Origin of the sequence: Streptomyces sp. CA2R106 (assembly GCF_037034245.1) — a bacterium.
Classification (GTDB): domain Bacteria; phylum Actinomycetota; class Actinomycetes; order Streptomycetales; family Streptomycetaceae; genus Actinacidiphila.
In genome coordinates this window covers 423181-449176 of sequence record NZ_JBAGKC010000002.1, presented here as the reverse complement: position 1 = coordinate 449176, position 25996 = coordinate 423181, and the positions used below count along the sequence as shown (strand labels likewise).

Genomic DNA, 25996 nt, shown 5'->3' with positions numbered 1-25996 from the left:
TAACAGAACCCACACGGGGAGGACACAATCGTGACGGGCCGGACACACCGCCTCCCTTCAGGCGCGCCCCCGGACACACCGGCGCCCCGGGCACCGGTGGGGACGGCGGCCGGGGCGGGCGGGCGGGTCAGTTCTGGCCGAAGGGGTTGGCGCCCTGCTGCGGGGCCGGGTAACCGGCCGGCGGTGCCGGCTGCGGGGCCGCGGCGGCCTGCGCCTGGAGCTGCTCGGCCTGCTCCTTGGGCACCGAGGTCTGCGCACCGCAGAAGGTGCACTGCGTGGAGTACTTGGAGCTGATCGGGAACAGCGGGATGAAGAAGAGGGTGAACTTCATGACCCGCCGCCGCAGCGCGTGGGCGGACGGGTTGCCGCACCGCCCGCACAGCAGTGTGATCATCGCCAGCTGGTATATGTAGCTTCTGGTGCCCCAAATGATCATGGTGGCTGCCTTCCCCCTGGAGTACCCGTCCCTGCGACGGCCTCTGTCAAGGAGCACAGTGTGCCGCACCGGGCTGTCGCCGCGGCACCCGGGCGGGTGAACGAACTGCCGAAGCCGCTCCGGGCGCTGCGGATCAGGCCCGGCCGCCGGGCAGCGGCGGGCGGGCGGCACCGGGCTCGGTGGTGGCGTAGAGCGCCACGGCGAGCGGCCGGACGCTGGCCAGCCGGTGCTCGCTCTCCCCGGGCACCCGCGGCAACTCGTCGATCAGGTCCTGCTCCAGCAGCGGTTCGGCCGCGCGGATGCGTGAGCGCACCGTCTTGGCGGCCACCCCGAGCGACGCGGCGGCCGGCTCGTAGCGGCAGCCGTGCCGCACCCACTCCCGTACGGTGCGCAGCAGGTCGCGGCGGTCGTCGGCGAGCGGCCGCAGCACCTTCTCCGCCCAGGCCCGCAACGGGGGTTCGCCGAGCAGCGTGTGCAGGTCGGGGACGTCGGCGGTGTCGCGCCCGGCCATGGCCGCGGTGCCGTGGCGCGCCACGATCTGCGCGGCCAGCGAGAGCACCACCCGGTCCAGGATGGCGTCCTGGTCCAGGCCGACCGCGTCGAAGACCTGCCGGACCCGGCGGGTGACGGTGTTGCGGTGCACCCCCATCACCCGCGCGGTCGCCGACATCTCGAACTCGACGGCCATCGCGGTCGTCTCCAGGATCTGGGCGCCGCCGCGCGGCATCGTGAGCACCGGCCGCAGCAGGTGGGTGGCCCAGGAGAGCGCGGCGGCCGGGTCGAGGACGTCGACGACACCGGTGGTGCGGGTGGCCATCGCGACCCGGTCGGGGCTGCGGCCGGCCCGGGTCAGGCAGTCCAGCGCCTCCCCGTAGGCGTCGGGCACCGCGTCCAGCGGGTGGGCGAGGCTGCCGCCCAGCAGTGCCCGGGCGTCGGCGAAGGTGTCCACCAGCCGGTGCAGGCCCTCCTCGGCGCGGGCCCCGGTGCGGTCCGGCGCGAGGAAGATCAGGTGCCGCCGGTAGGCGGGGCAGCGGACGGCCAGCACCTGTGCGGCGAGCACGCGTTCGGCCTCGGCGAGCACCGTGTCGCGCGCCGCCCGGCCGCAGTCGAGGATGAACACCTGCGCGGTGTCGCTGTCCATCAGCGCGCCGTCGATGCCCGCCACGACGCGCTGCGCGGCCACCGCGTGCCCGGTCATGAAGAGCTGGAACGCCGACAGCCGCACCCCGCGCAGCGCGTCGCCGACCGCGCCGCTCGTCCGCCGCTCGCGCAGCCCGGCCACCATCAGCCGCAGCGCCTTGGCGGTGTATCCGACCAGCACCGGGTCCGGCTCGGGCACGGCGGTGCCGACCACGAGCGTCGCGTCGCCGGCCGGGGCGAGCAGGACGCTCTGCGCGAACCCGCCGCCCGCCAGCGGCTGCCGGGGGCCGGGCGGTGTGCCGAGCAGCGGGGTGAGCGCGGCCTCGGCCGCCGGGGGCGCCGCGGCCAGCACCTCCCCGTCGGCGTGCACCAGCACCTGGGCGTCGAGGGCGTCGGCGAGGTAGCCGGCGAGTCCGCGGACGGTGGCCCGCTCGTCGGCGCCGGGCACCGGCAGCCGGTCCAGCAGCCCGGCCAGCCGGGCCTGGCCGCGCCGAGCCGCGTCGGCGGTCAGCGCCGAGATGCGCGGGGCCAGTTCACGCCAGGCGGTCAGCGGGTGGGCGCCGGTCAGCAGCGGCACACCGGCCGCGGCGGCGGCCGCCGCGAGCTGACGCACCGCCGGGTCCGCGGCAGCGGTCACCGGTTCAGCCCCGGCTCCGGCCCCGACTTCAGCTCCGATTCCGGTCCGGGCTCCGGTTCCGGCGCCGGCTCCGGTCCGGGTTCCAACTCCGGCTCCGGCTCCGGCTCCGGCTCCGGCTCCGGCGAGGACCAGCCCGGCCGCGCCGCCCGCCGCGAGGGCCCGCACCAGCCGCTCCGGCCGCCCGATCCGCCCCGGCTCGGCGACCACCAGCGCCCGCGCGGCGACCGCCCCACTCCACTCCGCGTCCGGGTCGACCGGCACCAGCACCTGGGCGACCTCCGCGTCCCCGGCACCGGAGACGAGGGTCAGGGCGAAGTCGGGGACGGCGACGAGGTCGTGGAGAGTGAGCACGCGGGTTCCCGGGGTCGGCGGTGGGGGCACCGCACCGGGCCACCGTCGGGCGCGCCGGACACCGGCCCCCGTGGCAACCGTCCCGGCCCGCCGACGACTACGGCCCCGCGCGGCGGGTCGTCGACCTCCACCCTAAGCGCCACGCACCGCGTCCAAAAAGCCCGCGGGCAGCACACGCACCGCCCCGGGCCCGTGGCCCAGAAGGCGGTGCGACTGCCGGCGGCCCCTCCCCCGTGTCCCCCGTTTTCCCCCGTGTCCCCCATCGAGGCCGCGCAACCGGCCGGCGATCCCCTCCCCCGTGCGTCCCCCCGTCCGCGGATCGCCGACCGATACGACCGTACGGCGCCGCGCGCCTGCCGCACCACGGCACCGGTGCACCATTTCCGCCCGGCGCACGGCACCCGTGCACCACGCCCGCCACGCCGCCGCACCTGCGGCGGACGCCTTGCCGGTGGCGTACCCGGCCGCCGCGCCCGGCAGCCCGCACACTGGCAGTCGGACCGCCGGGCCCCCGCCCGCGCGCCCCCGGCCGCCCCGTACGATCCGCTCGGCTCGTACGACCGCGCGCCGCACCACCCGTACCCGTACGACGAACCGCCGGGCCCCGGCGCCAGAAAGGCCGCGACGCACCCATGAACGCCTCCGTATGAGCACCGCCCGATGAGCGGCCCCGCCGCAGAAGCGCTCAGCGCCGTCCTGCTCGTCCTCGTGCTGGGCTGCGCGGTGGTCCGCCCGTGGGGGCTGCCGGAGGCGGCCGTCGCGGTGCCGGCCGCCGCCGTGCTGATCGCCACCGGGGCGATCTCCCTGGACCACGCGCGGGAGGAGGCGCAGCAGCTCGGCCCGGTGATCGGCTTCCTCGCCGCCGTCCTGGTGCTGGCCCAGCTGTGCGACGAGGAGGGGCTGTTCGCCGCGTGCGGCGGCTGGATGGCGAGCGCCGCAGGCGGCAGCCCGTACCGCCTGCTCGGGCAGGTCTTCGTGCTCGCCTCGGTGATCACCGCGGTGCTCAGCCTGGACGCGACCATCGTGCTGCTCACCCCGGTGGTCTTCGCGACCGCCGCACGGCTGGGCGCCCGCCCCAAGCCGCACGTCTACGCCTGCACGCACCTGTCCAACACCGCGTCGCTGCTGCTGCCGGTCTCCAACCTCACCAACCTGCTCGCGCTGGCCGCCAGCGGGCTGAGCTTCACCCGGTTCGCCGCGCTGATGGCGCTGCCGTGGCTGGCCGCGATCGGCGTGGAGTACCTGGTGCTGCGGCGGTTCTTCGCCACCGACCTGGCCGCGGGCGCGGGCGGCCGCGCCACCGCCGAGCGGCCGCCGCTGCCGCGGTTCGCGCTGGTCACGGTGGGCTGCACGCTCGTGGGCTTCGTGGCCGCCTCACTGCTCGGCGTCAACGCGGCGTGGGCGGCCTTCGCGGGCGCGGCGGTGCTCGCGGTGCGGGCCCTGCTGCGGCGTGAGACCACCCCGCGCGCGCTGGTGCGGTCGGCCGCCGTCCCCTTCCTCGCGTTCGTGCTCGCGCTCGGCGTGGTGGTGCGGGCGCTGGTCGACCACGGGCTCGGCTCGGCGCTCGGCCACGCGGTGCCCGGCGGCACCGGCCTGCCCGCGCTGCTGGGACTGGCCGCGCTGGCCGCGGTGCTGGCGAACCTGATCAACAACCTGCCCGCGGTGCTGGTGCTGCTGCCGCTGACCGCGCCGCACGGCCCGGGCGCGGTGCTCGCCGTCCTCCTCGGCGTCAACATCGGCCCCAACCTCACCTACGCGGGGTCTCTCGCCACCCTGCTGTGGCGGCGTATCGTGCGGGCCCACGAAGCAGAGGTGGACCTCGGCGAGTTCACCCGCCTCGGCGCGATCGCCGTGCCTGCGTCGCTCGCGGTCGCCGTGGTGGCACTGTGGCTCTCGCTGACCGTGATCGGAGGCTGACCCCCATGCCCACGCCCCCGCCGCACGAGCCGCCAGGACGGCACGGGCCGCCGGCACCGTACGAGCCGCCCGAGCCGGGCCTGGCGCACCGCGCCGGCGGCGGCGCCACCGTCGTGGCCTGGGTCGTGGAGGGCACCTGGCCGGCCTGCGTGGACGCCGTCCGCGCCCACGCGCCCGACGGCGCCGATGTCGTCCTGGTGCACGTGGCGGAGCCGGAGGTGGCCGGCGCCGCGCACGGCGCGTTCGCCGGGCTGCTCGGCCGTGGCCGCACCGACCGCGACCCGGGCCTGGCCCTGTCAGAACAGGCCACCGCCGCCGGGGAGTCGCTGCTCGGGGAGGCCGCCGCCCGACTGGACCGCCCCTGCACCACCCTCCAGCGCACCGGCCGGGTGGAGCGCGAGGTCGTCGCCGAAGCGGAGGACGCCGCCCTGCTGGTGCTGGCCCGCGACGGCGACCGCACCCGCCTCGGGCCGCACAGCCTGGGCCCGCACAGCCGCTTCATCGTGGACCACGCCCCCTGCCCGGTGCTGCTGGTCTGGCCCGAACCGCCGCCCGGCCCGTCGACGCTCCCCCCGCCCCCGCCGCACCCGCCCGGCGGACCCCACCCGCCGCACCCATAGCAGCGGCGGGCGCCCCGCACCGGCACCGCGCGGAACTCCCCCTCGAACGGCCCAGTCACACGCGCCCCTCCCGTACCACCGTGCTTCCTTGGGTGAGGAAGAAGCACGAGTGGGACCACGAGCGAGTGCCGGTCGCCGCACGACCGGCGGGAAGCAGGCTGACATGGCGCCACGTTCACGCGGCTCCGGGCTGCTCGGTGAGCTCTCCGCGGAGTTCGCCGGCACCCTGATCCTCATCCTCTTCGGCGTCGGGGTGGTCGCCCAGGTCGTCGCCGGCGGGGCCCTGACCAGCCCCACGGGCGGCCTGGGCAACCACGACAGCATCTCCTGGGCCTGGGGTCTGGGTGTGACGCTCGGCGTCTACCTGGCGGCCCGGCTCAGCGGCGCCCACCTCAACCCGGCGGTCACCCTGACCCTCGCGGCCTTCAAGAACTTCTCCTGGGCCAGGGTCGTGCCCTACATCCTGGCGCAGACGCTCGGCGCGTTCTGCGCCGCGCTGCTGGTGCGCTGGAACTACACCGAGGTCCTGGCCAAGGCCGACCCCGGCCACACCATCAAGACCCAGTTCGTCTTCTCCACGCTGCCCGGCAACGGCAACCCGGTGGCCGGCGTGCACGAGTGGGGCGCGTTCCGCGACCAGGTGATCGGCACCGCGATCCTGCTGATTCTGATCCTCGCCCTCACCGACCTGCTCAACAACCCGCCGCAGGCCAACATGGGCCCGTTCATCATCGGCCTGGTGGTCGTGGCGATCGGCATGGCGTTCGGTACGGACGCCGGCTACGCCATCAACCCGGCCCGTGACTTCGGCCCCCGGCTGGCCAGCTACATCACCGGATACGACACGGCGTGGCGGGACCAATGGGGCAACCTCTACTTCTGGGTGCCGATCGTCGGGCCGCTGGTCGGCGGCCTCGTCGGCGGCGTCTTCTACAAGCTCTTCGTCGGCCGCTTCCTGCCGCGTGCGGAACCGGAGCCCGAGGGCCGCGCCCCGATCCCGCAGGACTGAGCCCGCACCGCGCGCGGGCGGCCGGGGCGACCCGGCTGCCCCGCGCGGTCGTCGACAACCCGAGCCCGGAAGATCCAGGAGAGGCAGCAAGCCATGGCGGACTTCGTCGGCGCGGTGGACCAGGGGACCACCAGCACCCGTTTCATGATCTTCGACCACGACGGCAACGAGGTGGCCCGGCACCAGCTGGAGCACACCCAGTACCTGCCGCGCCCCGGCTGGGTCGAGCACGACCCGACCGAGATCTGGGAACGCACCAACGTGGTCATCCAGACCGCGGTGCGCAACGCCGGCATCACCGCGGCCGACCTGGCCGCCATCGGCATCACCAACCAGCGCGAGACCACCGTGGTGTGGGACCCGCGCACCGGCCGCCCGTACGGCAACGCGATCGTCTGGCAGGACACCCGCACCGACTCGATCGCCAAGGCGCTGGAGCGCGACGGCCACGGCGACCTGATCCGGCAGCGGGCCGGACTGCCGCCCGCGACGTACTTCTCCGGCGGCAAGATCAAGTGGATGCTGGAGCACACCGACGGGCTGCGCGAGGCCGCCGAGCAGGGCAACGCGGTCTTCGGCACCACCGACTCCTGGGTGCTGTGGAACCTCACCGGCGGCCCCAAGGGCGGCATCCACGCCACCGACGTCACCAACGCCAGCCGCACCATGCTGATGGACCTGGAGACGCTGGACTGGGACGACGAGCTGCTGGGCGTCTTCGGCATCCCGCGCGCGATGCTGCCGAAGATCAACCCGTCCTCGCACCCCGAGGCGTACGGCCGCACCCGCACCTCCCGGCCGACCTCGACCGAGGTGCCGATCTGCGGGGTGCTCGGCGACCAGCAGGCCGCCACCGTCGGCCAGGTCTGCTTCTCCCCCGGCGAGGCGAAGAACACCTACGGCACCGGCAACTTCCTGCTGCTCAACACCGGTACGGAGGCGGTGCGCAGCGAGCACGGGCTGATCACCACGGTCGCCTACAAGTTCGGCGACGCCCCCGCGGTCTACGCGCTGGAGGGTTCGATCGCGGTGACCGGCTCGGCCGTGCAGTGGCTGCGCGACCAGCTGCACATCATCAAGGGCGCGCCGGAGAGCGAGCGGCTGGCCCGGACCGTGGACAGCAGCGACGGCATCTACTTCGTGCCGGCGTTCTCCGGGCTGTTCGCGCCGTACTGGCGCTCCGACGCCCGCGGCGCGATCGTCGGCCTGGCCCGCTTCCACACCGACGGCCACCTGGCCCGGGCCACGCTGGAGTCGATGTGCTACCAGAGCCGCGACGTGGTCGAGGCGATGGAGCAGGACTCCGGGGTGCACCTGGACGTGCTCAAGGTCGACGGCGGTGTGACCGCCAACGACCTGTGCATGCAGACCCAGGCGGACATCCTCGGGGTGCCGGTCAGCCGCCCGGTGGTCGCCGAGACCACCGCGCTCGGCGCCGCGTACGCCGCGGGCCTGGCGGTCGGCTTCTGGCGCGACACCGACGAACTGCGCGCGCACTGGCACGAGTCGAAGCGCTGGCAGCCGGAGTGGTCCGAGGAGCAGCGCGCGGCGGGCTACAAGGGCTGGAAGAAGGCGGTCGACCGCACCCTGGACTGGGTGGACGTCGAGTAGCCCGGCCCGGCCGGCGGTGATGTGCGGCGGCTCCGACCTCGGGTCGGGGCCGCCGTCGCGTGCGGCTGTGCGCTTGGGTTCACTTGGCGGTGTACCAGGCGGTGACGTCGATCTTCCCGGTGTTGCCGAGGTCGACGGTGAGCGGGATGGGCTGCTCGACGCCGGCGACGGTGACCCGCACGGTGGCGGCGAGCGCGGGCGGTTCGTCCGAGACGGTGTACGTGTTGCGCCAGGCCAGTACGGCGACGACCTTGCCGCCGGGGTGCAGCGTGGTGGTGGCCGGTCCGGGGTCGGTGACGCTGTCCACGATGTCGTCGCCGTGGTGCACCGCGACCGGCACCGTACGGCCGTGGTCGTCGAGCAGCCGCAGTTCCGGATAGCCGCTGACCGGGCGGGACTTCGGGCCGCAGTCGGTCAGGGTGAGCTGGACCTGGCGCAGGCCCATGGCGCCGTCGGTCGGGCCGGCGCCGACGAGCAGGCCGGAGGCGGGGCAGGCGGCGGCCGCGGTCGGGGCGCTGGTGGCGGGGGCGGCCGACGGCGCGGTGGTCTTCGGGACCGCGGCCGTCGGGATCTTCGCCGCGGGTGCGGTCACGTCGGCGGCGGTGGTCCGCGCGCAGCCGGCCGCCGTCAGGGCCGCCACCGCGGCCGCGGCCGCCGCGAGTGCTACCCGCGCGCGGCGGTGCCCGCGCGATGCCACCGCCGTCTTCGTCGTCCGCATCGCGCGATCATCACATAGTCGGAGCCGCAGCGGTCCGTCCGGCGTCTCATACGGCGAGAATGAGACAGTTGGTCCAGTGGTCCACGAAGTACGGGGAGGCAGGCCATGGCGGGCGCCATTTCACTCACACCGGGCGGCAACACGTCCCTGGACGGCGACGCGGCTCGCGCGGAGGTGACCGCGACCGGCACCCCCGTCGACGTGTCGGCGGTGCTGCTCACCGAGCAGCGCAAGGTGCGCGCCGACAGCGACCTGGTCTTCTACAACCACCCGGTGCAGGACGGGGTGAGCGTGCAGGGCCGGGCCGTCACCGTCGAACTCGCCCGCGTGCCGGCCGCCGTGCAGACCGTCGCGGTCGTGGTGAGCGTGGACGCCGACGCGCCCGGCGCCGTCTTCGGCAGCGCCAGCGGGCTGGGGCTGGCCGTCACCTCGGGGGCGCGGGTCGTCGCGTTCGAGCCGCCGCCGTGCCGGCTCGGCGAGACCGTCGTGGTGCTGGCCGAGTTCTACCGCCGGGCCGGGGCGTGGAAGGTGCGGGCGGTCGGGCAGGGCTACGCCGACGGACTCGCCGGGCTGGCCCGGGACTTCGGGGTGTCGGTGGACGACGAGCCCGCGCCCGCGACTGCGGCGCCGCCCGCGCCGCCGACGGTGCCCGACGCCGTCCTCGCACCGCCCACCCTCCAGATGCCGTCCCCCGCGCAGGGGTTCGGGCCGCCGCCGAGCATGCCGCCCGCGCCGCAGGCACCCCCGGCACCGCCGGCCGGTCACGGGTCCGTGCCGCCGCCGCCCGCGTGGGCCCCGCCCGTACCGCCGGCGCCACCGGCCGCCCACCCGGCCGCGCCCGCCCAGCCCGTACCGCCCGCCGGTGCCCCGGCGCCCGCGATCAGCCTGGAGAAGGTCCAGCAGGCCGCACCCGCGCTGGTCAACCTCTACAAGCAGGCCGGGATCTCCCTTCAGAAGAAGGGCATCACCGGGCAGCGGGCCGCGGTCTACCTCGTGCTCGACCACTCCGCGAGCATGAAGTCGTACTACCGCAGCGGGACCATGCAGCACCTCGCCGAGCAGGTCCTCGGGCTGTCGGCGAACCTCGACGACGACGGCGTGGTGCCGGTGGTCGTCTTCGGCAGCCAGGTGAACCTCGTCTCCGAGATCTCGCTCGACAACCACAGCGGGCGGATCGACCAGCTCCAGAAGAAGCTGCCGTGGGGCGGCACCTGCTACTCCCCCGCGATGCGGGCGGTGATCGACCACTACCAGCAGTGCGGCGCCACCGACCCGGCGTTCGTCGTCTTCCAGACCGACGGGGAGCCCTTCGACCGCGGCGAGACCAAGCGGCTGCTCCAGCAGAGCTGCACCCTGCCGATCTTCTGGCAGTTCGTCGGCTTCGGCAGTCCGCGCGGGCTGAAGTTCCTCCAGGGGCTCGACACCCTCAAGGGCCGCACCATCGACAACGCGGGGTTCTTCGCGGCCGGCCGCGAGCCCCGCAACCGCGACGACGCGGAGCTGTACGACCTGCTGATGGCGGAGTTCCCGAAGTGGCTGAGCGCGGCCCGCGCCGCGCGGATCATCCGCTGAGCACACTGCCCGGCCGCCCGGCGCGGGTGGGATACGGTCGGGCGGGTGACGACGTTCAGTGAGAGCCAGGCGGAGTTCCCGGGGGCCAGCGGGCCGTACGCGACGACGGAGGCCGATCCGCGGGAAGTGGGCCGGGTGCGTACCGAGTACGCGCCGGAGCATGACGGGGACCCCGACCCCGGGGAGATCGTGTGGACCTGGGTCCCCTACGAGGAACGGGACGGGCGCGGCAAGGACCGGCCGGTGCTGGTGGTCGCGCGCGAGGCGGGCGGCACCCTGCTGGCCGTGCAGCTGACGAGCAAGCGGCACGACGGCGGGGACTGGCTCGCCATAGGGGCCGGACCGTGGGACCGGGAGGGGCGCGACTCGTGGGTCGTGCTCGACCGGGTGCTGCGGGTGCACGACCAGGGGATGCGGCGGGAGGCGTGCGCGCTGGACCGGGGGCGGTTCAACCTGGTGGTGAACCGGCTCCGCGAGCTGTACGGCTGGGCCTGAGCCGAAGCGGTCCCGGTGCCGTGGGCACCGGGACCTCCGGGTGTCAGGACTTCTCGGCGGGCTCTGCTTCTTCCGCGTCGGCCTTGACCTCGGCCTTGACCTCGGCCTTGTCCTCAGCGTCGGTGTCCGCCGTGGCCTCGGCCTTGTCGTCCGCCTTCTTCGCGCCCTCGGGCTCCTCCGAGGCGGTCTCCTCGGCGGCGGTCTCCTCGGCCTCTTCCGGCGCCGCGGCCTCGTCAGCCTCCTCGGGCTCCTCCGGCTCGGGCTCGTCGGCCTCGAAGTAGGCGTCCAGGACCTCGTCGAGTTTGGCGGCCCACTCCTTGAGCCGGGCCCGGGACGTCGCCTCGACCTGCGCCTCGTACCAGCGCCGCTCCGGCGTGTACACGGTCACCGTGAAGCGCTTGCCGAACCGCGGGGTGTCCATCTCGACCGCGGCGATCTCGTCCCAGGTGAACTCCGCTTCCTCCTCGTCGAGGCGGAAACGCACGCCGAGCCGGTTCGCGACGACCCCGCCGCGGCGGTCCGTCGCCTCCAACTCGGGCCCGGACACGGCGTCGGCGTCCTCGGCGTCCTCGGCGTCCGCGGCCTCGGTGTCCTCGGCGTCCGCTTCGGCGTCCGCCGCGGCCGTCTCCGTATCCGGAGTCTCCGCAGCAGCCTCTTCCGGCGCCGCCACTTCCTCGGCCTCGGGCGCGGACTCCGCCTCGGGTGCCGCCTGCGGCTCCTGCGACGCCTCGGCCGGCCCGTCCGCGTCGGAGCGCGGCGGGGTCAGCCCGGGGACGAACGCCGGGTCAAGCCCGGCTGCGGGCACGGACGGGGTGATCGAACCTATGCGCTGCTGCTCCACGGCAAGCAGTATGGCCGATGAAGCTGTGTCGGCAATCGCCGAACCACATAACAACATGGCAGCCCTCGCCGTTATGCCCCGGCGCCGGGCCCGAATCACCCCACCCGCCCCTGCATGTCCCCTCCCGCGGCAGGTTCACCACTTCGGATGGACCTGGTCGCGCAGCCTCCTTCCGTACAGGTCGGCCACGCGGTCCAGTACGTCCTGCGGCAGGGCCGGCAGCTCGGCGGCGGCCGCGTTCGCCCGGGCCTGCTCGACGGTCCGGGCCCCCGGGATGACCGAGGTGACCCCGGGCTGCTGGACGACCCAGCGCAGAGCGGTCTGCGCGGGGGTCGTCCCGGCGGGCGCCAGCTCCGCGAACTCCGCCGCCGCGGCGAGCCCGGTCTCGTAGTCCACCCCGGAGAAGGTCTCACCCTGGTCGAAGGCCTCCCCGTGCCGGTTGTACGTGCGGTGGTCGTTCGCGGCGAACACCGTCTCGCGGGTGTACCGGCCGCTGAGCAGGCCCGAGGCCAGCGGCACCCGGGCGACGATCCCGACCCCGGCCTCGGCGGCGGCCGGCAGCACCTCCTCCAGCGGCTTGAGCCGGAACGCGTTGAGGATGATCTGCACGCTCGCCACGCCCGGCCGGGCGATCGCCGCCAGCGCCTCGGCACACGTCTCGACGCTGACCGCGTAGTGCGCGACGCGCTTCTCGGCCACGAGGGTGTCGAGTGCGTCGAAGACGGCGTCGGTGGCGTAGACGGAGCCGGGCGGGCAGTGCAACTGCACCAGGTCGAGCGTGTCGACCTGGAGGTTCGCGCGCGAACGGTCGTTCCACGCACGGAAGTTCGCGAGGTTGTAGTTCTCCGGGAGCTGGTCGGCGCGGCGCCCCATCTTCGTGGCGACGAACACGTCCAGCTCCGGGTGCGCGGCCAGGTAGCGGCCGATGAGCTGCTCGCTGCGCCCGTCGCCGTAGACGTCCGCGGTGTCGAAGAAGGTCACCCCGGAGGCCACCGCCGCGTCCAGCACGGCGATCGCGTCCTCTTCCCGCACCTCCCCCCAGTCGGCGCCCAGCTGCCACGTCCCCAGCCCCACGACGGACACTTCACGGCCGGTCCGGCCCAGTACACGCTGTTCCATACCCCGAGCCTACGAGCCCGCCGCCGCGCCGCCGTACGGCAGTACCGGGTCCAGCACGGCGAGCCGCAGGCGGCGCAGCCGGGCCGGGTCGGCGATCACGTCGTACCCGCTGATCAGGCCGTTCGCGGCGAACGACACCGTCAGCACCAGCGCGAGCCGGCCGTACGGCGCCACCACGATCCCCACCCGCCCGTCGACCAGGGCGGGGGCCGCGTACCGCGCGCGGCGGGCGAGGAGGGCGGTGCCCTCGGCGACGCGGCGGGCCCCGCGCACCTCGGCGGCCATCCCGGGCGCCAGGGCCGCCGGGTCGGCGCGGCGCACCACGTCGGGGGCGAGTACCGCGAGGATCGCGTCGAGGTCGCCGGCCCGCATCGCCGCCAGGAACGCGGTGACCACCCGGTGCCGGCGGGCGAGTTCACCGGCGGGTACGTCCGGGGTGCCCCGCACCTTGCGGCGGGCGCGGCTGGCCAGTTTCTTGGTGGTGGCCGGGGTGCGGCCCACCAGGGGCGCGATCTGGTCGAAGGGCACCGCGAACAGGTCGTGCAGCACGAAGGTGATCCGCTCGTCGGGGTCCAGGGCGGCGAGCACCACCAGGAGCGCGCGGCCGACGGAGTCCGCGAGCAGCGCCTCCTCCTCCGGGCGCCCGCCGCTGCCCGGCCCGGTGCCCGTCACCTCGTCGAAGGCGCCCTGGTCGGTGAGGTCCTCCCGGCGCGCGGCGCGGGCGCGCAGCATGTCGAGGCAGATCCTGGAGACCACCGTGCGCAGCCAGCCGGTCAGGTTCGCCACGCCGGCGACGTCGGTGCGGGCCAGCCGGAGCCATGCCTCCTGTACGGCGTCCTCGGCCTCGACCGCGGAGCCGAGCATCCGGAAGGCCACCGCGTACAGCAGGGGGCGGTCGGCCTCGAAGCGTTCGGCCGGCGCCGGGTCCGCCGCCGAGTCCGCTTTCCGGCCCGCCTTCGGCCCCGCGGTTGTCGCGTGTGCGGCTCGTACGCCGTCGTGCCCGGTCACCGGTCCCCTTTCCGCGCCGCGATCCGTCACCACATCTGACGAGCGTGACACGGCGGAAGTGACCGGGAGATGCGATGGCGTCCTTGCTCCACCTCGACTCGAGTGCCGATTCCGGGACTGATTCCGGGGTCGACGGCTTCGGTGGTGCGGTCAGCAGGGGGCTGACCGCGCTGTTCGCACGGGCCTGGCAGGCCCGGCAGCGGGAGGCCGGGCGGCGGTACGCGTACCGGTACCGCGATCTCGCGGCCGACCCGGTGCCTCCGCTGGACGGCGCCTACTGCGCGCTGGGGCGCCGGGTCGAGCGGCAGGGTTTCCCACCGCCGGACAGGGTGCCCGCGCTGGTCGAGGGGGCGGCCGAGCGGCGCGCCTGGGCGCTGACCCGGCCGCTGGTCGACGAGTTGCTGGCGGCCGACACCGTGCTGATCGGTGCGCCGATGTACAACTACGCGGTGTCCGCACTGCTCAAGGCGTGGATCGACCGGGTGAGCTTCCCCGGGGCGTTCGGCCGCGCGGGCACCGCCGGGTGCCGGCTGGGCGGGACCCGGGTGGTGGTGGTCGCGACGCGGGGCGGCGGCTACCGTCCCGGCACGCCGGGGGCGGCGCAGGACTTCCAGACGCCTTACCTGCGGGCGTACTTCGCGCGGCAGGGGGTGGCGCCGGAGAACGTCCACGTGGTCACCGCGGAGTGGACCCTCGCCGGGGTGCTGCCGCACCTGGCCGGGCAGCAGGACGCCGCCGACGCGTCGCTGGCCGCCGCACGCGCGCGGCTCGTCGCGTACGCACAGGGTTAGAGGATCGGCGGGTGGAGGTGGGAGAAGCGGTCCACGAGGGAGACCAGGGCGACGCGCTGGCCGGGGGTGAGGTCGCCGGCCAGGTCGCTCTCGCTGATGTGCGCCCGGCGCAGGAACTGGTGGGTGTCGAGCGCGGTGAGCGGCCGGACCGAGCGGACGAGCGCGGAGACGGTGATCATGGCCGCGTCCTCGTCGCCGGCCGTGGCCCGGCGCAGGACGCGGGAGAGCCCGGTCGCGCCCTCGGCGGCCACCTCACTCAGCACCAGAGCCCTGCGGTGTGCCGTTTCTGAGTCGTACAGCGCCATGTGCCCACCTCGATCGGTCCTCGGATCGTACCGATTCATCCCCTTATATGAGCCTACGCCCGATGCCGGACCGAAGGAGGTTTCCGGTCCCGGATACGGGCAACCCGAGCAGGGCAACCCCCAGGAGCCAAGGAGGTGAGGGCCGTGGCGCACGTGAACGGGTCCGCCCGGTCGGTGGGCACGCTGGTCAAGGAGGGCACCGAGCAGCTCTCCGACCTGGTCAGGCAGGAACTGAAGCTGGCGCAGGCCGAGCTGACCCGCAAGGGCAAGCAGGCCGGGGTCGGCGGCGGGCTCTTCGGCGCGGCCGGGCTGCTGGCGTTCTTCGCGCTCGCCGCGATGATCACGGCCGCGATAGCCGCGGTGGCGATGCCGCTGCCGCTGTGGGCCGCCGCGCTGATCGTGGCCGGCGGGCTGCTGCTGATCGCGGGGATCGCGGCGCTGATCGGCCGCAGCCAGGTGAAACGGGCGGTGCCGCCGGTGCCGGACGAGACCGTGGACAGCGTTCACCAGGACCTGGTGATCCTCAAGGAGAGGGCCAAGCGATGACACCGCGAACCGATCCGCAGCTCGCCGAGCTCGAACAGCAGATCGCCGAGACGCGCGAGGCGCTGGGCCAGACCGTGGAGGAGCTGGCCGCCAAGGTGGACGTGCCCGCGCGGGCGCGGGCGAAGGCGCAGGGCACGATGGGGCGGCTCGAGGAGGCGCGGGACCGGGCCCGGGCGCGGGCCCGTACGGCGGCGGGCAGCGGCTCGGCCGCCGTACGGTCGCGGTCCGCCGCGATCGCCGCCGCGGCCGTCTCCGCGGCGGCGGCCGGCGCGCTGGTGTGGGCGCACCGCTGCGACCGCGGGTGAGGCGCCGGGGGTACGGCCCGCCGGGCTTGCCCTCGAGCGCACTCCAAGGTGTTCCCTGGCGCCATGGAATACGTGCAGCTCGGTCGGACCGGGCTCAGGGTGAGCCGGGTCGTACTCGGAACGATGAACTTCGGTGCGGAGGTGACGGAACAGGGCAGCCATGAACTGATGGACGCGGCGCTGGACGCGGGGGTCAACTTCTTCGACACCGCGAACGTCTACGGCGTCGACGACCGCAAGGGCTACACCGAGGAGATCGTCGGCAGCTGGCTGGCCCGGGGCGGGGGCCGCCGCGACAAGGTGGTGCTGGCCACCAAGTGCTACCTGAACGCCGCGAACGACGGCTCCTCGATCTTCGACCGGGCCTGGCCGAACCACGACCGGCTGTCCGCGCTGGGCATCCGCCGCGCCGTCGAGGCCAGCCTCGAGCGGCTGGGCACCGACCACATCGACATCTACCAGTTCCACCACGTCGACCGGGCGACGCCGTGGGAGGAGATCTGGCAGGCGATCGACGTCCTCGTCCAGCAGGGCAAGATCCTCTACCCCGCCTCCAGCAACTTCGCCGGCTGGCACATCGCCCAGGCCAACGAGGCCGCCGCCAGGCGAGGTTCGCTCGGCCTGGTCAGCGAGCAGTGCCTCTACAACCTCTTCGAGCGCAGTGCCGAGACCGATGTGATCCCGGCCGCGCAGGCGTACGGCCTCGGGGTCATCCCGTGGTCGCCGCTGCACCAGGGGCTCCTGGGCGGCGCGCTGCGCAAGGAGCGCGAGGGCGGCGGCTCGCGCACCGGCACCGGCCGCTCCGCGCGCCTGACCGACCCCGCGGTGCGCGCGCAGGTCCAGGCGTACGAGGAGCTGTGCGCCGAGCACGCCCTCGACCCGGGCGAGGTCGCCCTCGCCTGGCTGCTCACCCGCCCGGGCGTCACCGGCCCGATCGTCGGCCCGCGCACCCCCGACCACCTCGCCTCGGCCCTGCGCGCCGCCGACCTGACCCTCCCCCCGTCCCTCCTCACCGCCCTCGACACCCTCTTCCCAGGCCCCGGCCCCGCCCCGGAGTCCTTCGCCTGGTGACTGCCACGGCCTCCTCATCGCCCCCACGCCACCCCGCCGCCCCGCCCGTCACGGTGCTGCGGGGTGGCAGCGCGCTCGCTACGGTGTAGGAGCCAATCAAGTAGGGGGAGAACATGGGTGATTCGAGCCAGTCGAAAGTGGCCAACCCGGCCCTCGTCGCGCTCAAGAGCCTACGTAACGATCTCGCACGTGACGTCGAGACCTATCGCGACGCACTGAGCACCACGGCCGGAGACATGGGCGGCAAGAAGGTGTGGACCGGCAAAGCCGCGAGAGCCTGGGAACAGCATGTGGCACACCAGCGGAGCCAGGTGAAGACCATGGTCGACAAGCTCCTGCCGATCGTCGACGCGGAGATCGCCAGGACTCCGGCCGAGGTCACCCAGAGCGAGGCACGGCAGTGGCACCTGAACCAGAGCCAGCGCGTCTACGTCTGAGCCGCACCGGGACCGGCGCAGGCTTCGCACCGTTCGCAGCGGATCTCGGCGCGTGCGCCTCTCAGCGGTCGCTTCGGACAGGTTCGTAGCGTGCAAGTGCACGCTGACCGACGGCTCGAGCCGCCTTTTCCATTCCACGCGCAGCACACACCCGGTGCCCGCAAGGAACCCCAGGGGGGGAAGACATGACGGACTTCTCAGGGATCGATCCCCAAGCTCTCAAGGGGATGATCGCGTCGTTCAGCACCGACAAGGAAAACCTGCACAGCGCGTACAGCTCGTACTTCTACCGGTTCGGCGAGCACGGCCTCGACACCGGGCCGCTCAACAGCATCAACAACATCGCGCTGTGGATGGACGACCAGGTGCCCGGACTCAAGCGGCGCTACAGCCTGGCCCTCGGGATGGAACACGGCGGCGACATGACGCACGTCGTGCAGGTGCCCGAACCGGTGATCAGCAGCGCGGAGGCCCGCAAAGAGGCGCAAGACCTCGCCAAGCAGCTCACCGCGATCAAGGAACTGGACGGCGAGGGCGGGAAGCAGTACCACTCCATCGCCGAGCAGCTCAAAGCCCACGAAGACGACCCGGATTACTGCTCCGCCTTCTACGCCGCCCTCAAGCCGCCGAACCTCGCGGAAAGCCTGCCCAGCATGCTGACTGCCACCGGCAGTGGCACCGCGCCCAAGGACCTCGAGATCTACAGCAAGGCACTGGGCGCGGCCAGCCGGGCGCCTTACCCGGCGCCTGGTTTCGACCAAGTGGAAAAGCTGTACACCACCAAGGTCCCCCAAGGTGACTACGGGGTCGGCTGGGACCGGATGGCGATGATGCAGTACGGGGACTTCGACTCGAAATTCCTGGCCAGTGCGACCCGCGCCGCCGTCCTGGACGAGGTGGCCAAGGACCCGGACCAGGATTTCCGCGGCTCCATGACCAATGCCAAGCAACTCGGGCTTCCGCAGGACACCGTGGCCATGGCGCTGGGCGCCCTCGGGCGCAACGGCAGCGCCTCGTACACCGCCATCGCGCAGATGGGCGACCCGAAGAACCCCGACCTCGAGGGCAACCTCGACAAGCTGTTCAAGTACGGCCAGTGGGACTCCGACGTCCAGACCAACCTGGGCAAGGCCATCGACGCCGGCGCGGGCGTCACCGGACACACCGACTCCAAAGGCTGGCACGTTGATCCCGAGAAGCACGACGACTACCAGAGCACCTTCGCGTACTGCGCGATGCTCGCGGCCGGCAACAACGCCGACGAGATCGACAAGTACTTCAACGGCTTGTCCAAGCAGGACCTGGGCCGTCTGGCCGCGTCGTACCCGCAGGAAATGATCTCCAGCGGCAACGCCATGAGCCACGACGTCCCGGACTCGATGCTGGGCATCCCAGCCGGCTACCAACCTGTGGTGGGAACAAATCCGTCATTCCTGCTCAATGGTCAGGACACCTACAAGTTCCTCAAGACGTTCGCTGGGGATGACTCCTACTCCGAGCCGTACGACGAGGTGATGGGGAAGCTCCAGCACGACATCCTGGTCAAGGCCGCGCACACGGACGCGACCGCCGTCAACAGCGGTAAGCAGGACCCGAATACGTACAACCTCGCAGCCCAAGCGTTCGGCAACATCGGACGGGAGCAGTACAACGCCGAAAGGAAGGTTCGAGGTGACATGGACGCCTCCGACGAGGCGAACCGTGAGGCGCTGAAGCGCTCCCTCATCTTCGGCTCCGAGATCGCCGGCGAGCCCGAACTCAGCTACGGACCGGCCCTTGCCTGGCGGGTCGGCATGTTCAGCCTCAAGGAATTCGGCGGCGCGGCCTACGTCGACCAGGGCGAACCGCGCACCGAAGATCTCAAGGACAAGAACTACGAGCGGATCATGCAGACCCACTACACCATGACGTCCACTTTGCTGGCGGGCGGCTGGAAAACCACCACGCCTCTGCCCGCTGACCTGAAGGGATCCGACGGCCAACTCAAGTCTTTCGAAGATCTGTCCAAGAACAACCAACTCGGCGAGTTCAACGACTGGGTCAACGAGCAGCAAGGGGACGCCGAGCACCCGGACTCACTGGAGCAGAAGCAGTCCCTCGCCAGCAGCACGATAACCAGCGCTGAGACCGACCAGTACGCTCACGAGGTGGACGGCAGCGAGTAGGAGCCACGCGACGCCGCGGGGGGCTGGCACCCTCGCGGCCCGGCTCAACCAGTCCGCAGGCAATCCGTGTTCGCGGTGATGGTCCACAGCTCGGTGGTGGCCTTCTCGCTGGACGCGGTCGCGCGTACGGTCAAGTGGATGCGGGCCTTCTTGTTCACCAGGTTCTGGGAATTTCGCGTATCGAACTCGTAGGTCGTCTTCTTGTCGAAATCGATTGAGTATCCTCGGTCCTTGAGCCACGAGTCGACCACCGTGGTGAGGTCCAAATAGGTGGACACGGGACCGATACGGAACGTCTGGTGCCCGGCGAAGGAGTAGCGGGCCTTGTTGTGCCCGCACGACGCCGCCGCAGTAGCGTCGCGCGTCACCGTGAACGGCGTCGTGGCCTTGTAGTACGTACGGAACTTCGCCGCCAGCCACCGCGCGTCCGTCGACATCTTCGCTGCCGAGTCCTTCGCCTTCGGGCCGGACGGCGAGCTCCCGCACGCCGTCAGTGTCGCCATGAGCGCCGCGACGCCGCCCGCACAGATCGGCAGCCACAGGCGGCGGCGCGGCGTTCGGCGTGGTCGCGCGATCCCGGACATGTACCCCCCTGACGGCTCTACGTCCGGAAACTATCGCACCACGGGCCGCCGGGGGAGGGCGCACCGGGGGCGCCGATGGGTCAGGTGGTGGAGGGGGATGCGGTGGAGGTGGGGCGCTGGGGGAGGAGGGGCTTGCAGGTGGTGTAGGCCTTCGCGGTCTTGGGGTCGGCGGTGTCGAGGTTGCGGAGGGCGCCGAAGCCGCCGCCGCCCGTGCCGGCGGAGGCCGTGGGGAGGGTGACGCCGTGGTCCTTGAGGCAGCTGGTGAACGCCTGGATCGCGCTGGCGTCGGCGCTGTTGGTGCCGTTCGGGCCGCCGCGGCCGGAGGGTGCCTTGGAGGCGCACGCCTTGAGCGCCTTCTGGGTGGCCGCGTCGGGCGAGGCGCCGCCGATCCCGCCGCCGAAGCCCCCGAAGCCGCCGCCGTACCCGCCGCTCGGGCGGGCCGATCCGGAGGGCCGGCCGGCGCCGGAGGGACGGCCGCTGGGGCGGGCGCCGCCGGATGGGCGGTTGAAGGTGGGCAGGTTGACGCCGTGCTGCGCCAGGCACTGCCGGTAGGCGTTCATGTCCTGCCCGCCGGCGCCGCCGGACGCGGACGCACTGGCCGCGTTCGTGGCGGCCGAGGACGAGGAGCCGCCGGAGGAGCACGCGGTGAGCGCCAGGGCGCCCGAGGCGAGTACGGCGACGAATGCCCCGGCCCGCACCGCGATGCGCGCCTGGGGCGACCGGATGGTGGTCCCGTTCATGTCCGCAGCTCTCCTCGGGGAAGGCCGCGACCCGGCCGGCACCGGACCGGGGTCCGGCGGCCGGGTGTCGCGGCACGTTGCCGTCCGGCGCCAACTGTCCGGCCGGCGTACGCACTCGGCTCCCGCGCGCGCACGAGGGAACCGAACCGCATACAGGTGGGGACTGTCGGGGATCGGGCTGTGAGTTCCCGGTGAGCGGCGGGGCGCGGCAGGCGGCGGGCGGCCGCGTTTTCGTACCTTAGGTGGCCGTACATCCGTTTTACCGCCGCCCCGGGGGCGGGTGCAGGCGCCCGTCTTCCCAGCGAACTCTCAGGAATCTCCCAGGAGTTCAATGGCGTCCGCGTCCAAGATGCGCGCCATGAAGGTGCTCCCACGGCGGCGCAGGGCCGTCCTGATCAACTCGGTGCTCGGCGTGGTGGTCCTCGCGGGCGCCGGTGGCGCCTACGCGGCGGTGCACGACGACGGCAGCGGCAATTCCTCCGGGTCGTCCGGCGCGCGGACCGCGACCGTGACCACGGCCACGGTGTCGGCCACCGTGTCCGGCTCCGGCACGCTCTCCTCCCCCAGCGACGCGGGTCTGGACTTCACCACCGGCGGCACCCTCACCGAGGTCGACGTCAAGCCGGGCGACAAGGTGAAGAAGGGCCAGGTGCTGGCGAAGGTCGACCCGACCTCGGCGAAGGAGACCCTCCAGCAGGACGAGGCGTCGCTGACCGCGGCCCAGGCGAACCTGACGAAGGTCGAGGCCGGCGAGAGCACCACGGACACCTCGAACTCCGGTACGGGCTCGTCCGGTTCGGGCAGCAGCCGCGGCACCACGGTGACCCCGACCGCCACCCCGACCGTCGACGCCGCCCAACTCGCCTCCGCGCAGGCGCAGGTGACCGAGGCGCAGAACGCCGTGGACGCCGCGCAGCGTGCGGTGGACGGCTGCGTGCTGAAGGCCAGCGTCAGCGGCACCGTCGCCTCGGTGGACGGTGCGAAGGGCGACACCGTCAGCGGCAGTTCCGGCAGCGGTACGGGCTCCGGCTCGTCGGGCTCGGGCTCCTCCGGGTCCAGCTCGTCCAGCTCGACGTCCAGTTCCTCGGGCTCCACACCGACCGGCTTCGTGGTCCTCACCAACCCCTCGGGCATGCAGGTGAAGGCGGACTTCTCCGAGGCCGACTCGCTGAAGATCAAGGCCGGCCAGGCCGCGACGGTGACGCTCAACGCCGAGTCCGGCACCGTGCTCGACGCCAAGGTGCTGTCGATCAGTTCGCTGCCGGTCAGCAGCGGCTCCAGCTCCGGCGGCTCCGGTTCCAGCGGCAGCGCGGTGCAGTACGCGGCGACGCTCACCATCACCAGCGACACCTCCGACCTGCGCACCGGCCTGAGCGCCAGCATCCAGGTGACCACCGGCCAGGCGACGAACGCGCTGAGCGTGCCGACCGCGGCGGTCTCCGGCACCGGCGCCAACCGCACGGTCCTGGTGGTCAACTCCGACGGCTCCACCACCCGCACCCAGGTGACGGTGGGTGTCGAGGGCGACTCCACCGACCAGATCACCAGCGGCCTGAAGGAAGGCCAGCAGGTGCAGATCCCGCAGGTCGCCTCCTCGGGCAACGGCGGCTTCCCCAGCGGCGCGTTCCCCGGCGGCACCGGCGCCGGCGGCGGCGCCAACCGGTTCGGTGCCGCCGGCGGCGGTACCGGCGGCGGCTTCCGCACCGGCAGCTTCAGCGGCGGAGGTGGCCGCGGATGAGCCCGGCCCTGGGCAGGCGGCTCGGCTCCCTGGCCCGAGCGGTGTCCGGGCCGCGCCGCGCGGAGGCCGGCCCCGGCCCCGACAGCGACCACCCGGGCAGCGACCACCCGGGCAGCGACCACCCGGACGGTGACGGCCCCTGGGGCCCGGCCCCGGTCATCGACGTCCGCGCGCTGCTGAAGACGTACGGCCACGGCGACGCCGCCGTCCGCGCGCTCGGCGGCCCCGCCGACCCGGACACCGGCCACTCCCCCGGCGTGGACCTGCTCGTCGAACAGGGCGACATGGTCGCGGTGATGGGCAGCTCCGGCTCCGGCAAGTCCACCCTGATGAACATCCTCGGCTGCCTCGACGTGCCGACCTCCGGCCGCTACCTGCTGGACGGCATCGACGTCGGCGGCCTGGACGAGCACCAGCTCTCGCTGGTCCGCAACCGCAAGATCGGCTTCGTCTTCCAGTCGTTCAACCTGGTGCCGCGCACCCCCGCGCTCGCGCAGGTCGAACTCCCGCTGGCCTACGCCGGGGTGAAGGCCGCCGAGCGGCGCCGCCGAGCGCTGGCCGCGCTGTCCCTGGTGGGCCTCGCCGACCGGGTCGACCACCGCCCCAACGAACTGTCCGGCGGCCAGCAGCAGCGCGTGGCCGTGGCCCGCGCCCTGGTCACGGCGCCGGCGATGCTGCTCGCCGACGAGCCGACCGGCAACCTGGACAGCCACAGCACCGAGGATGTGCTCGCCATCATCGACCGGCTCAACGCCTCCGGCCGCACCGTCGTGCTGATCACCCACGAGGACGAGGTGGCCCGGCACGCGAAGCGGGTGATCCGGCTGGTGGACGGCCAGATCGTGGACGACGTACGGCAGGCGGCGGTGGACGGTCCGCCGCCCGCGCTGCGCGATCCGGCGCGGTTCGCCGCCCTGGCCCCGCACGCGCTGAGCGGGGGTGCGGCCCGGTGAACCCGTTCGAGATCCTGCGGTTCGCCGTCGGCGGGCTCGCCGCGAACAAGGTGCGCTCCGCGCTGACGATGCTCGGCGTGCTGATCGGTGTGGCCGCCGTCATCATCCTGCTCGCGGTCGGCAACGGCTCCTCGCAGTCGGTCAAGGACTCCATCGAGAAGCTCGGCACCAACGCGCTGACCGTCAGCTCCGGCGGCGGCTTCAGCTCCTCGGGCTCCGGCGCGACCAGCACCAAGCCGCTGAGCGTGGACGACGCGCGGGCGCTGGCGAACACCGCCGACGCCCCCGACATCGAGTCCGTGGCCCCGGAGGTCACCACCTCGCAGTCCGCGGTCTACGACGGCACCTCGCACACCGTCGGCCAGGTCGTGGGCACCTACCCGGCCTACTTCGAGGCGTCCAACAGCAAGGTCGACAAGGGCGACTACTTCAGCGCCGACGATGTGCTCAACTCCCGCAAGGTGGCCGTGATCGGCTCCACCACCGCCACGGACCTGTTCGGCACCGCCTCCCCGATCGGCAAGAAGCTGGTCATCGGCGGCACCCCGTTCACGGTGGTCGGCGAGCTGGCCACCAAGGGCGGCACCGGCTTCCAGGACCCGGACGACACGGTGATCGCGCCGCTGCCGACCGTGCAGAACGCCTTCACCGGCTTCGGGGCGATCAGCCAGATCCTGGTCGAGGCGAAGTCCGCCGACGCGACCACGCCCGCGCAGAACGAGATCACCACCATCCTGATGGGCACGCACGGCATCACCGACGCCAACGCGCTCGACTTCCGGGTCAGCACCCAGGCGTCGCTGCTGAGCACCCAGTCCGACACCAACAAGACGTTCACGGTGCTGCTCGGCGCGGTCGCGGCGATCTCGCTGCTGGTCGGCGGGATCGGCATCACCAACATCATGCTGGTCACCGTCACCGAGCGGACCCGGGAGATCGGTATCCGCAAGGCGATCGGGGCGCCCAAGGGCGTCATCCTCGGGCAGTTCCTCGCCGAGTCCACGCTGCTGTCGCTGATCGGCGGCGGGCTCGGGGTGCTCGGCGGGCTGATCGGCTCGCGGTTCACCATCGTGGGCATCAAACCCGTGGTCATCCCCGAGTCGGTGTGGGGCGCCTTCGCGATCGCGGTGGCCATCGGGCTGTTCTTCGGCAGCTACCCGGCCAACCGGGCGGCGGGCCTGCGGCCCATCGAGGCCCTGCGGCACGAGTGATGTCCACCAGGAAAGACGACCGGAACACCGGATCAGGAAGAGGGGCCGAGATGGCGCGACGCCGCACCGGGCTGGTCAAGGCGAACGCCGAGGCCACCGGGGGGATCGAGATCATGGAGAGCCCGTACCCGGCGGGCGACCCGGCCGGCGCGGACCCGGCGGCGGGGACGGGAGCCGCGACCGCTGCCGGGCCGGACGCCGGGGGCACCGGCGAGAGCCCGGAGGAGATCCTCGCGTCGCCGCCGGACGCCCGCGACGTCTCCGCCGAGCTGGCCGCCCCGCCGCGCCGCAAACTGCCGTGGCTGACCCTCACGCTGTCCGCGTGCATCGTGGCCGCGGCCGCGTTCTCCGTCGGCGCCGTCGTGGAGAAGCACCATCTCAACGGCGGTACCGGGGCCGGGCGTTCCGGCTTCACGGCAGCGGGCGGCGGCACCGCCGCGAGCGGCCGCACCGGGGCCGCCGGCGGCACCGGCAACCGCTTCGGCGGCACCGCGGGCACCGGCACGACCGCGGGCGGCGGCACCGGCGCGGGCGCGAACGTGACGGTCGGCACGGTCAAGCTCGTGGACGGCAAGACCCTCTACGTCACCGACGCCCAGGGCAACGTCGTGAAGGTCACCACCGGCGACTCCACCAAGGTCAGCGAGACCAAGGACGGGAAGGTCTCCGACCTCAAGGCGGGGCAGAGCGTGACCGTCCTCGGCACCACCGGCAGCAACGGCGACGTGACCGCGACCACCGTCACCGAGGGCGGCAGCACCAGCGGCTTCGGCGGGTTCGGCGGCTTCGGGGGATTCGGCGGCGGCAACGCCGGCGGCACCGGCACCGGAAGCGGCAACTAGACACGGCAGCGCCCGCACCGACACCGCCCGCACGGCTCACAGCATCGGCCCGTACCGTGCTGCGTCGTATCCCCACCGGGCCGGGAGGATTCCCATGGAGGCACCCGAGGCCAGCCTGCTGGTCGTGGACGACGAACCGAACATCAGGGAACTGCTCTCCGCGTCCCTGCGGTTCGTCGGCTTCAAGGTGGCCTCCGCGGCGACCGGCGCCGACGCGCTCGCCGCCGTCACGCGCGAACGGCCCGACCTGGTGGTCCTCGACGTGATGCTGCCGGACATGGACGGCTTCACCGTGGTCCGGCGGCTGCGCGAGGAGAGCGGGCCGCTCCCGCGGGCCGGCGGCCCCGACCGGCTGCCGGTGCTCTTCCTCACCGCGAAGGACGGCGTCGACGACAAGATCAGCGGGCTGACCGCGGGCGGCGACGACTACGTCACCAAGCCGTTCAGCCTGGAGGAGCTGATCGCCCGGATCAGGGCGATACTGCGCCGCACCGGCGGTCCCACCGACGACGGGCGGCTGGTCGCGGGCGACCTCGAACTCGACCCGGTCGGCCACCAGGTGCTGCGCGGCGGCCGCCCGATCTCGCTGTCCCCCACCGAGTTCAAGCTGCTCGCCTACCTGATGGCCAACGCCGACCGGGTGGTGTCCAAGCCGCAGATCCTCGACCACGTGTGGGCGTACGACTTCGGCGGCGACCTGAGCATCGTGGAGTCGTACATCTCCTACGTGCGGCGCAAGGTGGACGCGGCGGCGGGCGGCGGGCCGAAGCTGATCCACACGGTGCGGGGCGTCGGCTACGTGCTGCGCCGCCCCGCGCCGGCCAAGGGCTGAAC

Annotated in this window: 26 protein-coding genes; 17 read left to right on the top strand and 9 right to left on the bottom strand. The window is 73.2% G+C overall.

Annotation, left to right across the window (positions count from 1 at the left end):
* Nucleotides 1–127 precede the first annotated feature (127 nt).
* A complete protein-coding gene (locus WA788_RS05215; RefSeq protein WP_335972085.1) occupies nt 128–436 on the bottom strand; it encodes a zinc-ribbon domain-containing protein in 309 nt (102 codons plus the stop codon).
* Nucleotides 437–569: 133 nt separating this feature from the next.
* Nucleotides 570–2564, bottom strand: a complete 1995-nt coding sequence (locus WA788_RS05210) for a helix-turn-helix domain-containing protein (protein WP_335972084.1) — start codon at nt 2562–2564, stop codon at nt 570–572.
* A 660-nt stretch (nt 2565–3224) separates the two neighbouring features.
* Here WA788_RS05210 and WA788_RS05205 point away from each other — a divergent pair.
* From WA788_RS05205 to glpK, 4 genes are all read left to right on the top strand, one after another.
* Nucleotides 3225–4481, top strand: a complete 1257-nt coding sequence (locus tag WA788_RS05205) for an SLC13 family permease (protein WP_335972083.1) — start codon at nt 3225–3227, stop codon at nt 4479–4481.
* A gap of 5 nt (nt 4482–4486) precedes the next feature.
* Nucleotides 4487–5101, top strand: a complete 615-nt coding sequence (locus WA788_RS05200) for a universal stress protein (protein WP_335972081.1) — start codon at nt 4487–4489, stop codon at nt 5099–5101.
* Between the two features lie 163 nt (nt 5102–5264).
* Entirely contained in the window at nt 5265–6110 is an 846-nt protein-coding gene (locus WA788_RS05195; protein ID WP_335972079.1) for an MIP/aquaporin family protein, read from the top strand.
* Nucleotides 6111–6203: 93 nt separating this feature from the next.
* Nucleotides 6204–7721, top strand: coding sequence for a glycerol kinase GlpK (gene glpK, locus WA788_RS05190; RefSeq protein WP_335972077.1), 1518 nt, complete (start codon nt 6204–6206; stop codon nt 7719–7721).
* 79 nt (nt 7722–7800) lie between these two features.
* Here glpK and WA788_RS05185 read toward each other — a convergent pair whose 3' ends face one another.
* The gene (locus tag WA788_RS05185) at nt 7801–8439 is read right to left on the bottom strand and encodes a DUF4232 domain-containing protein (protein WP_335972074.1); all 639 of its coding nucleotides are present in this window, start codon (nt 8437–8439) and stop codon (nt 7801–7803) included.
* Nucleotides 8440–8544: 105 nt separating this feature from the next.
* On the opposite strand from WA788_RS05185, the gene WA788_RS05180 reads away from it, so the two are divergent.
* Both WA788_RS05180 and WA788_RS05175 read left to right on the top strand, forming a co-directional pair.
* A complete protein-coding gene (locus WA788_RS05180; protein ID WP_335972072.1) occupies nt 8545–10011 on the top strand; it encodes a VWA domain-containing protein in 1467 nt (488 codons plus the stop codon).
* A 45-nt stretch (nt 10012–10056) separates the two neighbouring features.
* A complete protein-coding gene (locus WA788_RS05175) occupies nt 10057–10506 on the top strand; it encodes a type II toxin-antitoxin system PemK/MazF family toxin (protein WP_335972070.1) in 450 nt (149 codons plus the stop codon).
* Between the two features lie 43 nt (nt 10507–10549).
* Here WA788_RS05175 and WA788_RS05170 read toward each other — a convergent pair whose 3' ends face one another.
* From WA788_RS05170 to WA788_RS05160, 3 genes are all read right to left on the bottom strand, one after another.
* The gene (locus tag WA788_RS05170; RefSeq protein WP_335972068.1) at nt 10550–11347 is read right to left on the bottom strand and encodes a hypothetical protein; all 798 of its coding nucleotides are present in this window, start codon (nt 11345–11347) and stop codon (nt 10550–10552) included.
* A gap of 135 nt (nt 11348–11482) precedes the next feature.
* Nucleotides 11483–12466, bottom strand: coding sequence for an aldo/keto reductase (locus WA788_RS05165; protein ID WP_335972066.1), 984 nt, complete (start codon nt 12464–12466; stop codon nt 11483–11485).
* Nucleotides 12467–12475: 9 nt separating this feature from the next.
* Complete coding sequence (locus tag WA788_RS05160; protein ID WP_335972064.1) at nt 12476–13474, bottom strand: sigma-70 family RNA polymerase sigma factor; 999 nt, start codon at nt 13472–13474, stop codon at nt 12476–12478.
* Between the two features lie 74 nt (nt 13475–13548).
* Here WA788_RS05160 and WA788_RS05155 point away from each other — a divergent pair, with 74 nt between their 5' ends.
* On the top strand, nt 13549–14265 hold the full coding sequence (locus WA788_RS05155) for an FMN-dependent NADH-azoreductase (RefSeq protein WP_335972062.1): 717 nt from the start codon (nt 13549–13551) through the stop codon (nt 14263–14265).
* Here WA788_RS05155 and WA788_RS05150 read toward each other — a convergent pair.
* Nucleotides 14262–14570, bottom strand: a complete 309-nt coding sequence (locus WA788_RS05150) for a hypothetical protein (RefSeq protein ID WP_335972060.1) — start codon at nt 14568–14570, stop codon at nt 14262–14264. The genes WA788_RS05155 and WA788_RS05150 overlap by 4 nt on opposite strands.
* A gap of 144 nt (nt 14571–14714) precedes the next feature.
* Between WA788_RS05150 and WA788_RS05145 the strand changes: the two genes are divergently transcribed.
* From WA788_RS05145 to WA788_RS05125, 5 genes are all read left to right on the top strand, one after another.
* Nucleotides 14715–15116: a phage holin family protein gene (locus WA788_RS05145; protein WP_335972058.1), complete on the top strand. Its 402-nt coding sequence runs from the start codon at nt 14715–14717 to the stop codon at nt 15114–15116.
* The gene (locus WA788_RS05140) at nt 15113–15421 is read left to right on the top strand and encodes a DUF3618 domain-containing protein (RefSeq protein WP_335972056.1); all 309 of its coding nucleotides are present in this window, start codon (nt 15113–15115) and stop codon (nt 15419–15421) included. Before WA788_RS05145 ends, WA788_RS05140 begins: the two co-directional genes overlap by 4 nt.
* A gap of 63 nt (nt 15422–15484) precedes the next feature.
* Nucleotides 15485–16492 (top strand): aldo/keto reductase, encoded by a 1008-nt coding sequence (locus WA788_RS05135; RefSeq protein WP_335972054.1) that lies wholly within the window; start codon nt 15485–15487, stop codon nt 16490–16492.
* Nucleotides 16493–16605: 113 nt separating this feature from the next.
* Nucleotides 16606–16929, top strand: a complete 324-nt coding sequence (locus WA788_RS05130; protein WP_335972052.1) for a hypothetical protein — start codon at nt 16606–16608, stop codon at nt 16927–16929.
* A 185-nt stretch (nt 16930–17114) separates the two neighbouring features.
* The gene (locus WA788_RS05125) at nt 17115–19094 is read left to right on the top strand and encodes a hypothetical protein (protein ID WP_335972050.1); all 1980 of its coding nucleotides are present in this window, start codon (nt 17115–17117) and stop codon (nt 19092–19094) included.
* A gap of 44 nt (nt 19095–19138) precedes the next feature.
* On the opposite strand, the gene WA788_RS05120 is transcribed toward WA788_RS05125, so the two are convergent.
* Together WA788_RS05120 and WA788_RS05115 are read right to left on the bottom strand one after the other, a co-directional pair.
* Nucleotides 19139–19678 carry a hypothetical protein gene (locus WA788_RS05120; protein ID WP_335972048.1) on the bottom strand — a complete coding sequence of 180 codons (540 nt, stop codon included), beginning with the start codon at nt 19676–19678 and terminating at the stop codon, nt 19139–19141.
* A gap of 80 nt (nt 19679–19758) precedes the next feature.
* On the bottom strand, nt 19759–20418 hold the full coding sequence (locus WA788_RS05115) for a hypothetical protein (RefSeq protein ID WP_335972047.1): 660 nt from the start codon (nt 20416–20418) through the stop codon (nt 19759–19761).
* Between the two features lie 358 nt (nt 20419–20776).
* Between WA788_RS05115 and WA788_RS05110 the strand changes: the two genes are divergently transcribed.
* The 5 genes from WA788_RS05110 (at nt 20777) to WA788_RS05090 (ending at nt 25994) form a co-directional block, all read left to right on the top strand.
* Nucleotides 20777–22156 (top strand): efflux RND transporter periplasmic adaptor subunit, encoded by a 1380-nt coding sequence (locus WA788_RS05110; RefSeq protein WP_335972046.1) that lies wholly within the window; start codon nt 20777–20779, stop codon nt 22154–22156.
* The gene (locus WA788_RS05105; RefSeq protein ID WP_335972045.1) at nt 22153–23109 is read left to right on the top strand and encodes an ABC transporter ATP-binding protein; all 957 of its coding nucleotides are present in this window, start codon (nt 22153–22155) and stop codon (nt 23107–23109) included. Before WA788_RS05110 ends, WA788_RS05105 begins: the two co-directional genes overlap by 4 nt.
* Nucleotides 23106–24320 carry an ABC transporter permease gene (locus tag WA788_RS05100; protein ID WP_335972044.1) on the top strand — a complete coding sequence of 405 codons (1215 nt, stop codon included), beginning with the start codon at nt 23106–23108 and terminating at the stop codon, nt 24318–24320. Before WA788_RS05105 ends, WA788_RS05100 begins: the two co-directional genes overlap by 4 nt.
* Before the next feature lie 50 nt (nt 24321–24370).
* Nucleotides 24371–25162, top strand: a complete 792-nt coding sequence (locus tag WA788_RS05095) for a hypothetical protein (RefSeq protein WP_335972042.1) — start codon at nt 24371–24373, stop codon at nt 25160–25162.
* A 94-nt stretch (nt 25163–25256) separates the two neighbouring features.
* The gene (locus tag WA788_RS05090) at nt 25257–25994 is read left to right on the top strand and encodes a response regulator transcription factor (protein ID WP_335972041.1); all 738 of its coding nucleotides are present in this window, start codon (nt 25257–25259) and stop codon (nt 25992–25994) included.
* The last annotated feature ends 2 nt before the right edge of the window (nt 25995–25996 follow it).

Bases quoted from the DNA above. Each gene is read 5' to 3' on its own strand.
- WA788_RS05185 (WP_335972074.1), bottom strand. From the start codon at position 8,439: ATGCGGACGACGAAGACGGCGGTGGCATCGCGCGGGCACCGCCGCGCG.
- WA788_RS05110 (WP_335972046.1), top strand. From the start codon at position 20,777: ATGAAGGTGCTCCCACGGCGGCGCAGGGCCGTCCTGATCAACTCGGTG.
- WA788_RS05140 (WP_335972056.1), top strand. From the start codon at position 15,113: ATGACACCGCGAACCGATCCGCAGCTCGCCGAGCTCGAACAGCAGATC.
- glpK (WP_335972077.1), top strand. From the start codon at position 6,204: ATGGCGGACTTCGTCGGCGCGGTGGACCAGGGGACCACCAGCACCCGT.
- WA788_RS05120 (WP_335972048.1), bottom strand. From the start codon at position 19,678: ATGTCCGGGATCGCGCGACCACGCCGAACGCCGCGCCGCCGCCTGTGG.
- WA788_RS05215 (WP_335972085.1), bottom strand. From the start codon at position 436: ATGATCATTTGGGGCACCAGAAGCTACATATACCAGCTGGCGATGATC.
- WA788_RS05095 (WP_335972042.1), top strand. From the start codon at position 24,371: ATGGCGCGACGCCGCACCGGGCTGGTCAAGGCGAACGCCGAGGCCACC.
- WA788_RS05150 (WP_335972060.1), bottom strand. From the start codon at position 14,570: ATGGCGCTGTACGACTCAGAAACGGCACACCGCAGGGCTCTGGTGCTG.
- WA788_RS05165 (WP_335972066.1), bottom strand. From the start codon at position 12,466: ATGGAACAGCGTGTACTGGGCCGGACCGGCCGTGAAGTGTCCGTCGTG.
- WA788_RS05090 (WP_335972041.1), top strand. From the start codon at position 25,257: ATGGAGGCACCCGAGGCCAGCCTGCTGGTCGTGGACGACGAACCGAAC.
- WA788_RS05195 (WP_335972079.1), top strand. From the start codon at position 5,265: ATGGCGCCACGTTCACGCGGCTCCGGGCTGCTCGGTGAGCTCTCCGCG.
- WA788_RS05105 (WP_335972045.1), top strand. From the start codon at position 22,153: ATGAGCCCGGCCCTGGGCAGGCGGCTCGGCTCCCTGGCCCGAGCGGTG.
- WA788_RS05155 (WP_335972062.1), top strand. From the start codon at position 13,549: ATGGCGTCCTTGCTCCACCTCGACTCGAGTGCCGATTCCGGGACTGAT.
- WA788_RS05200 (WP_335972081.1), top strand. From the start codon at position 4,487: ATGCCCACGCCCCCGCCGCACGAGCCGCCAGGACGGCACGGGCCGCCG.
- WA788_RS05180 (WP_335972072.1), top strand. From the start codon at position 8,545: ATGGCGGGCGCCATTTCACTCACACCGGGCGGCAACACGTCCCTGGAC.
- WA788_RS05205 (WP_335972083.1), top strand. From the start codon at position 3,225: ATGAGCGGCCCCGCCGCAGAAGCGCTCAGCGCCGTCCTGCTCGTCCTC.
- WA788_RS05125 (WP_335972050.1), top strand. From the start codon at position 17,115: ATGACGGACTTCTCAGGGATCGATCCCCAAGCTCTCAAGGGGATGATC.
- WA788_RS05130 (WP_335972052.1), top strand. From the start codon at position 16,606: ATGGGTGATTCGAGCCAGTCGAAAGTGGCCAACCCGGCCCTCGTCGCG.
- WA788_RS05115 (WP_335972047.1), bottom strand. From the start codon at position 20,418: ATGAACGGGACCACCATCCGGTCGCCCCAGGCGCGCATCGCGGTGCGG.
- WA788_RS05135 (WP_335972054.1), top strand. From the start codon at position 15,485: ATGGAATACGTGCAGCTCGGTCGGACCGGGCTCAGGGTGAGCCGGGTC.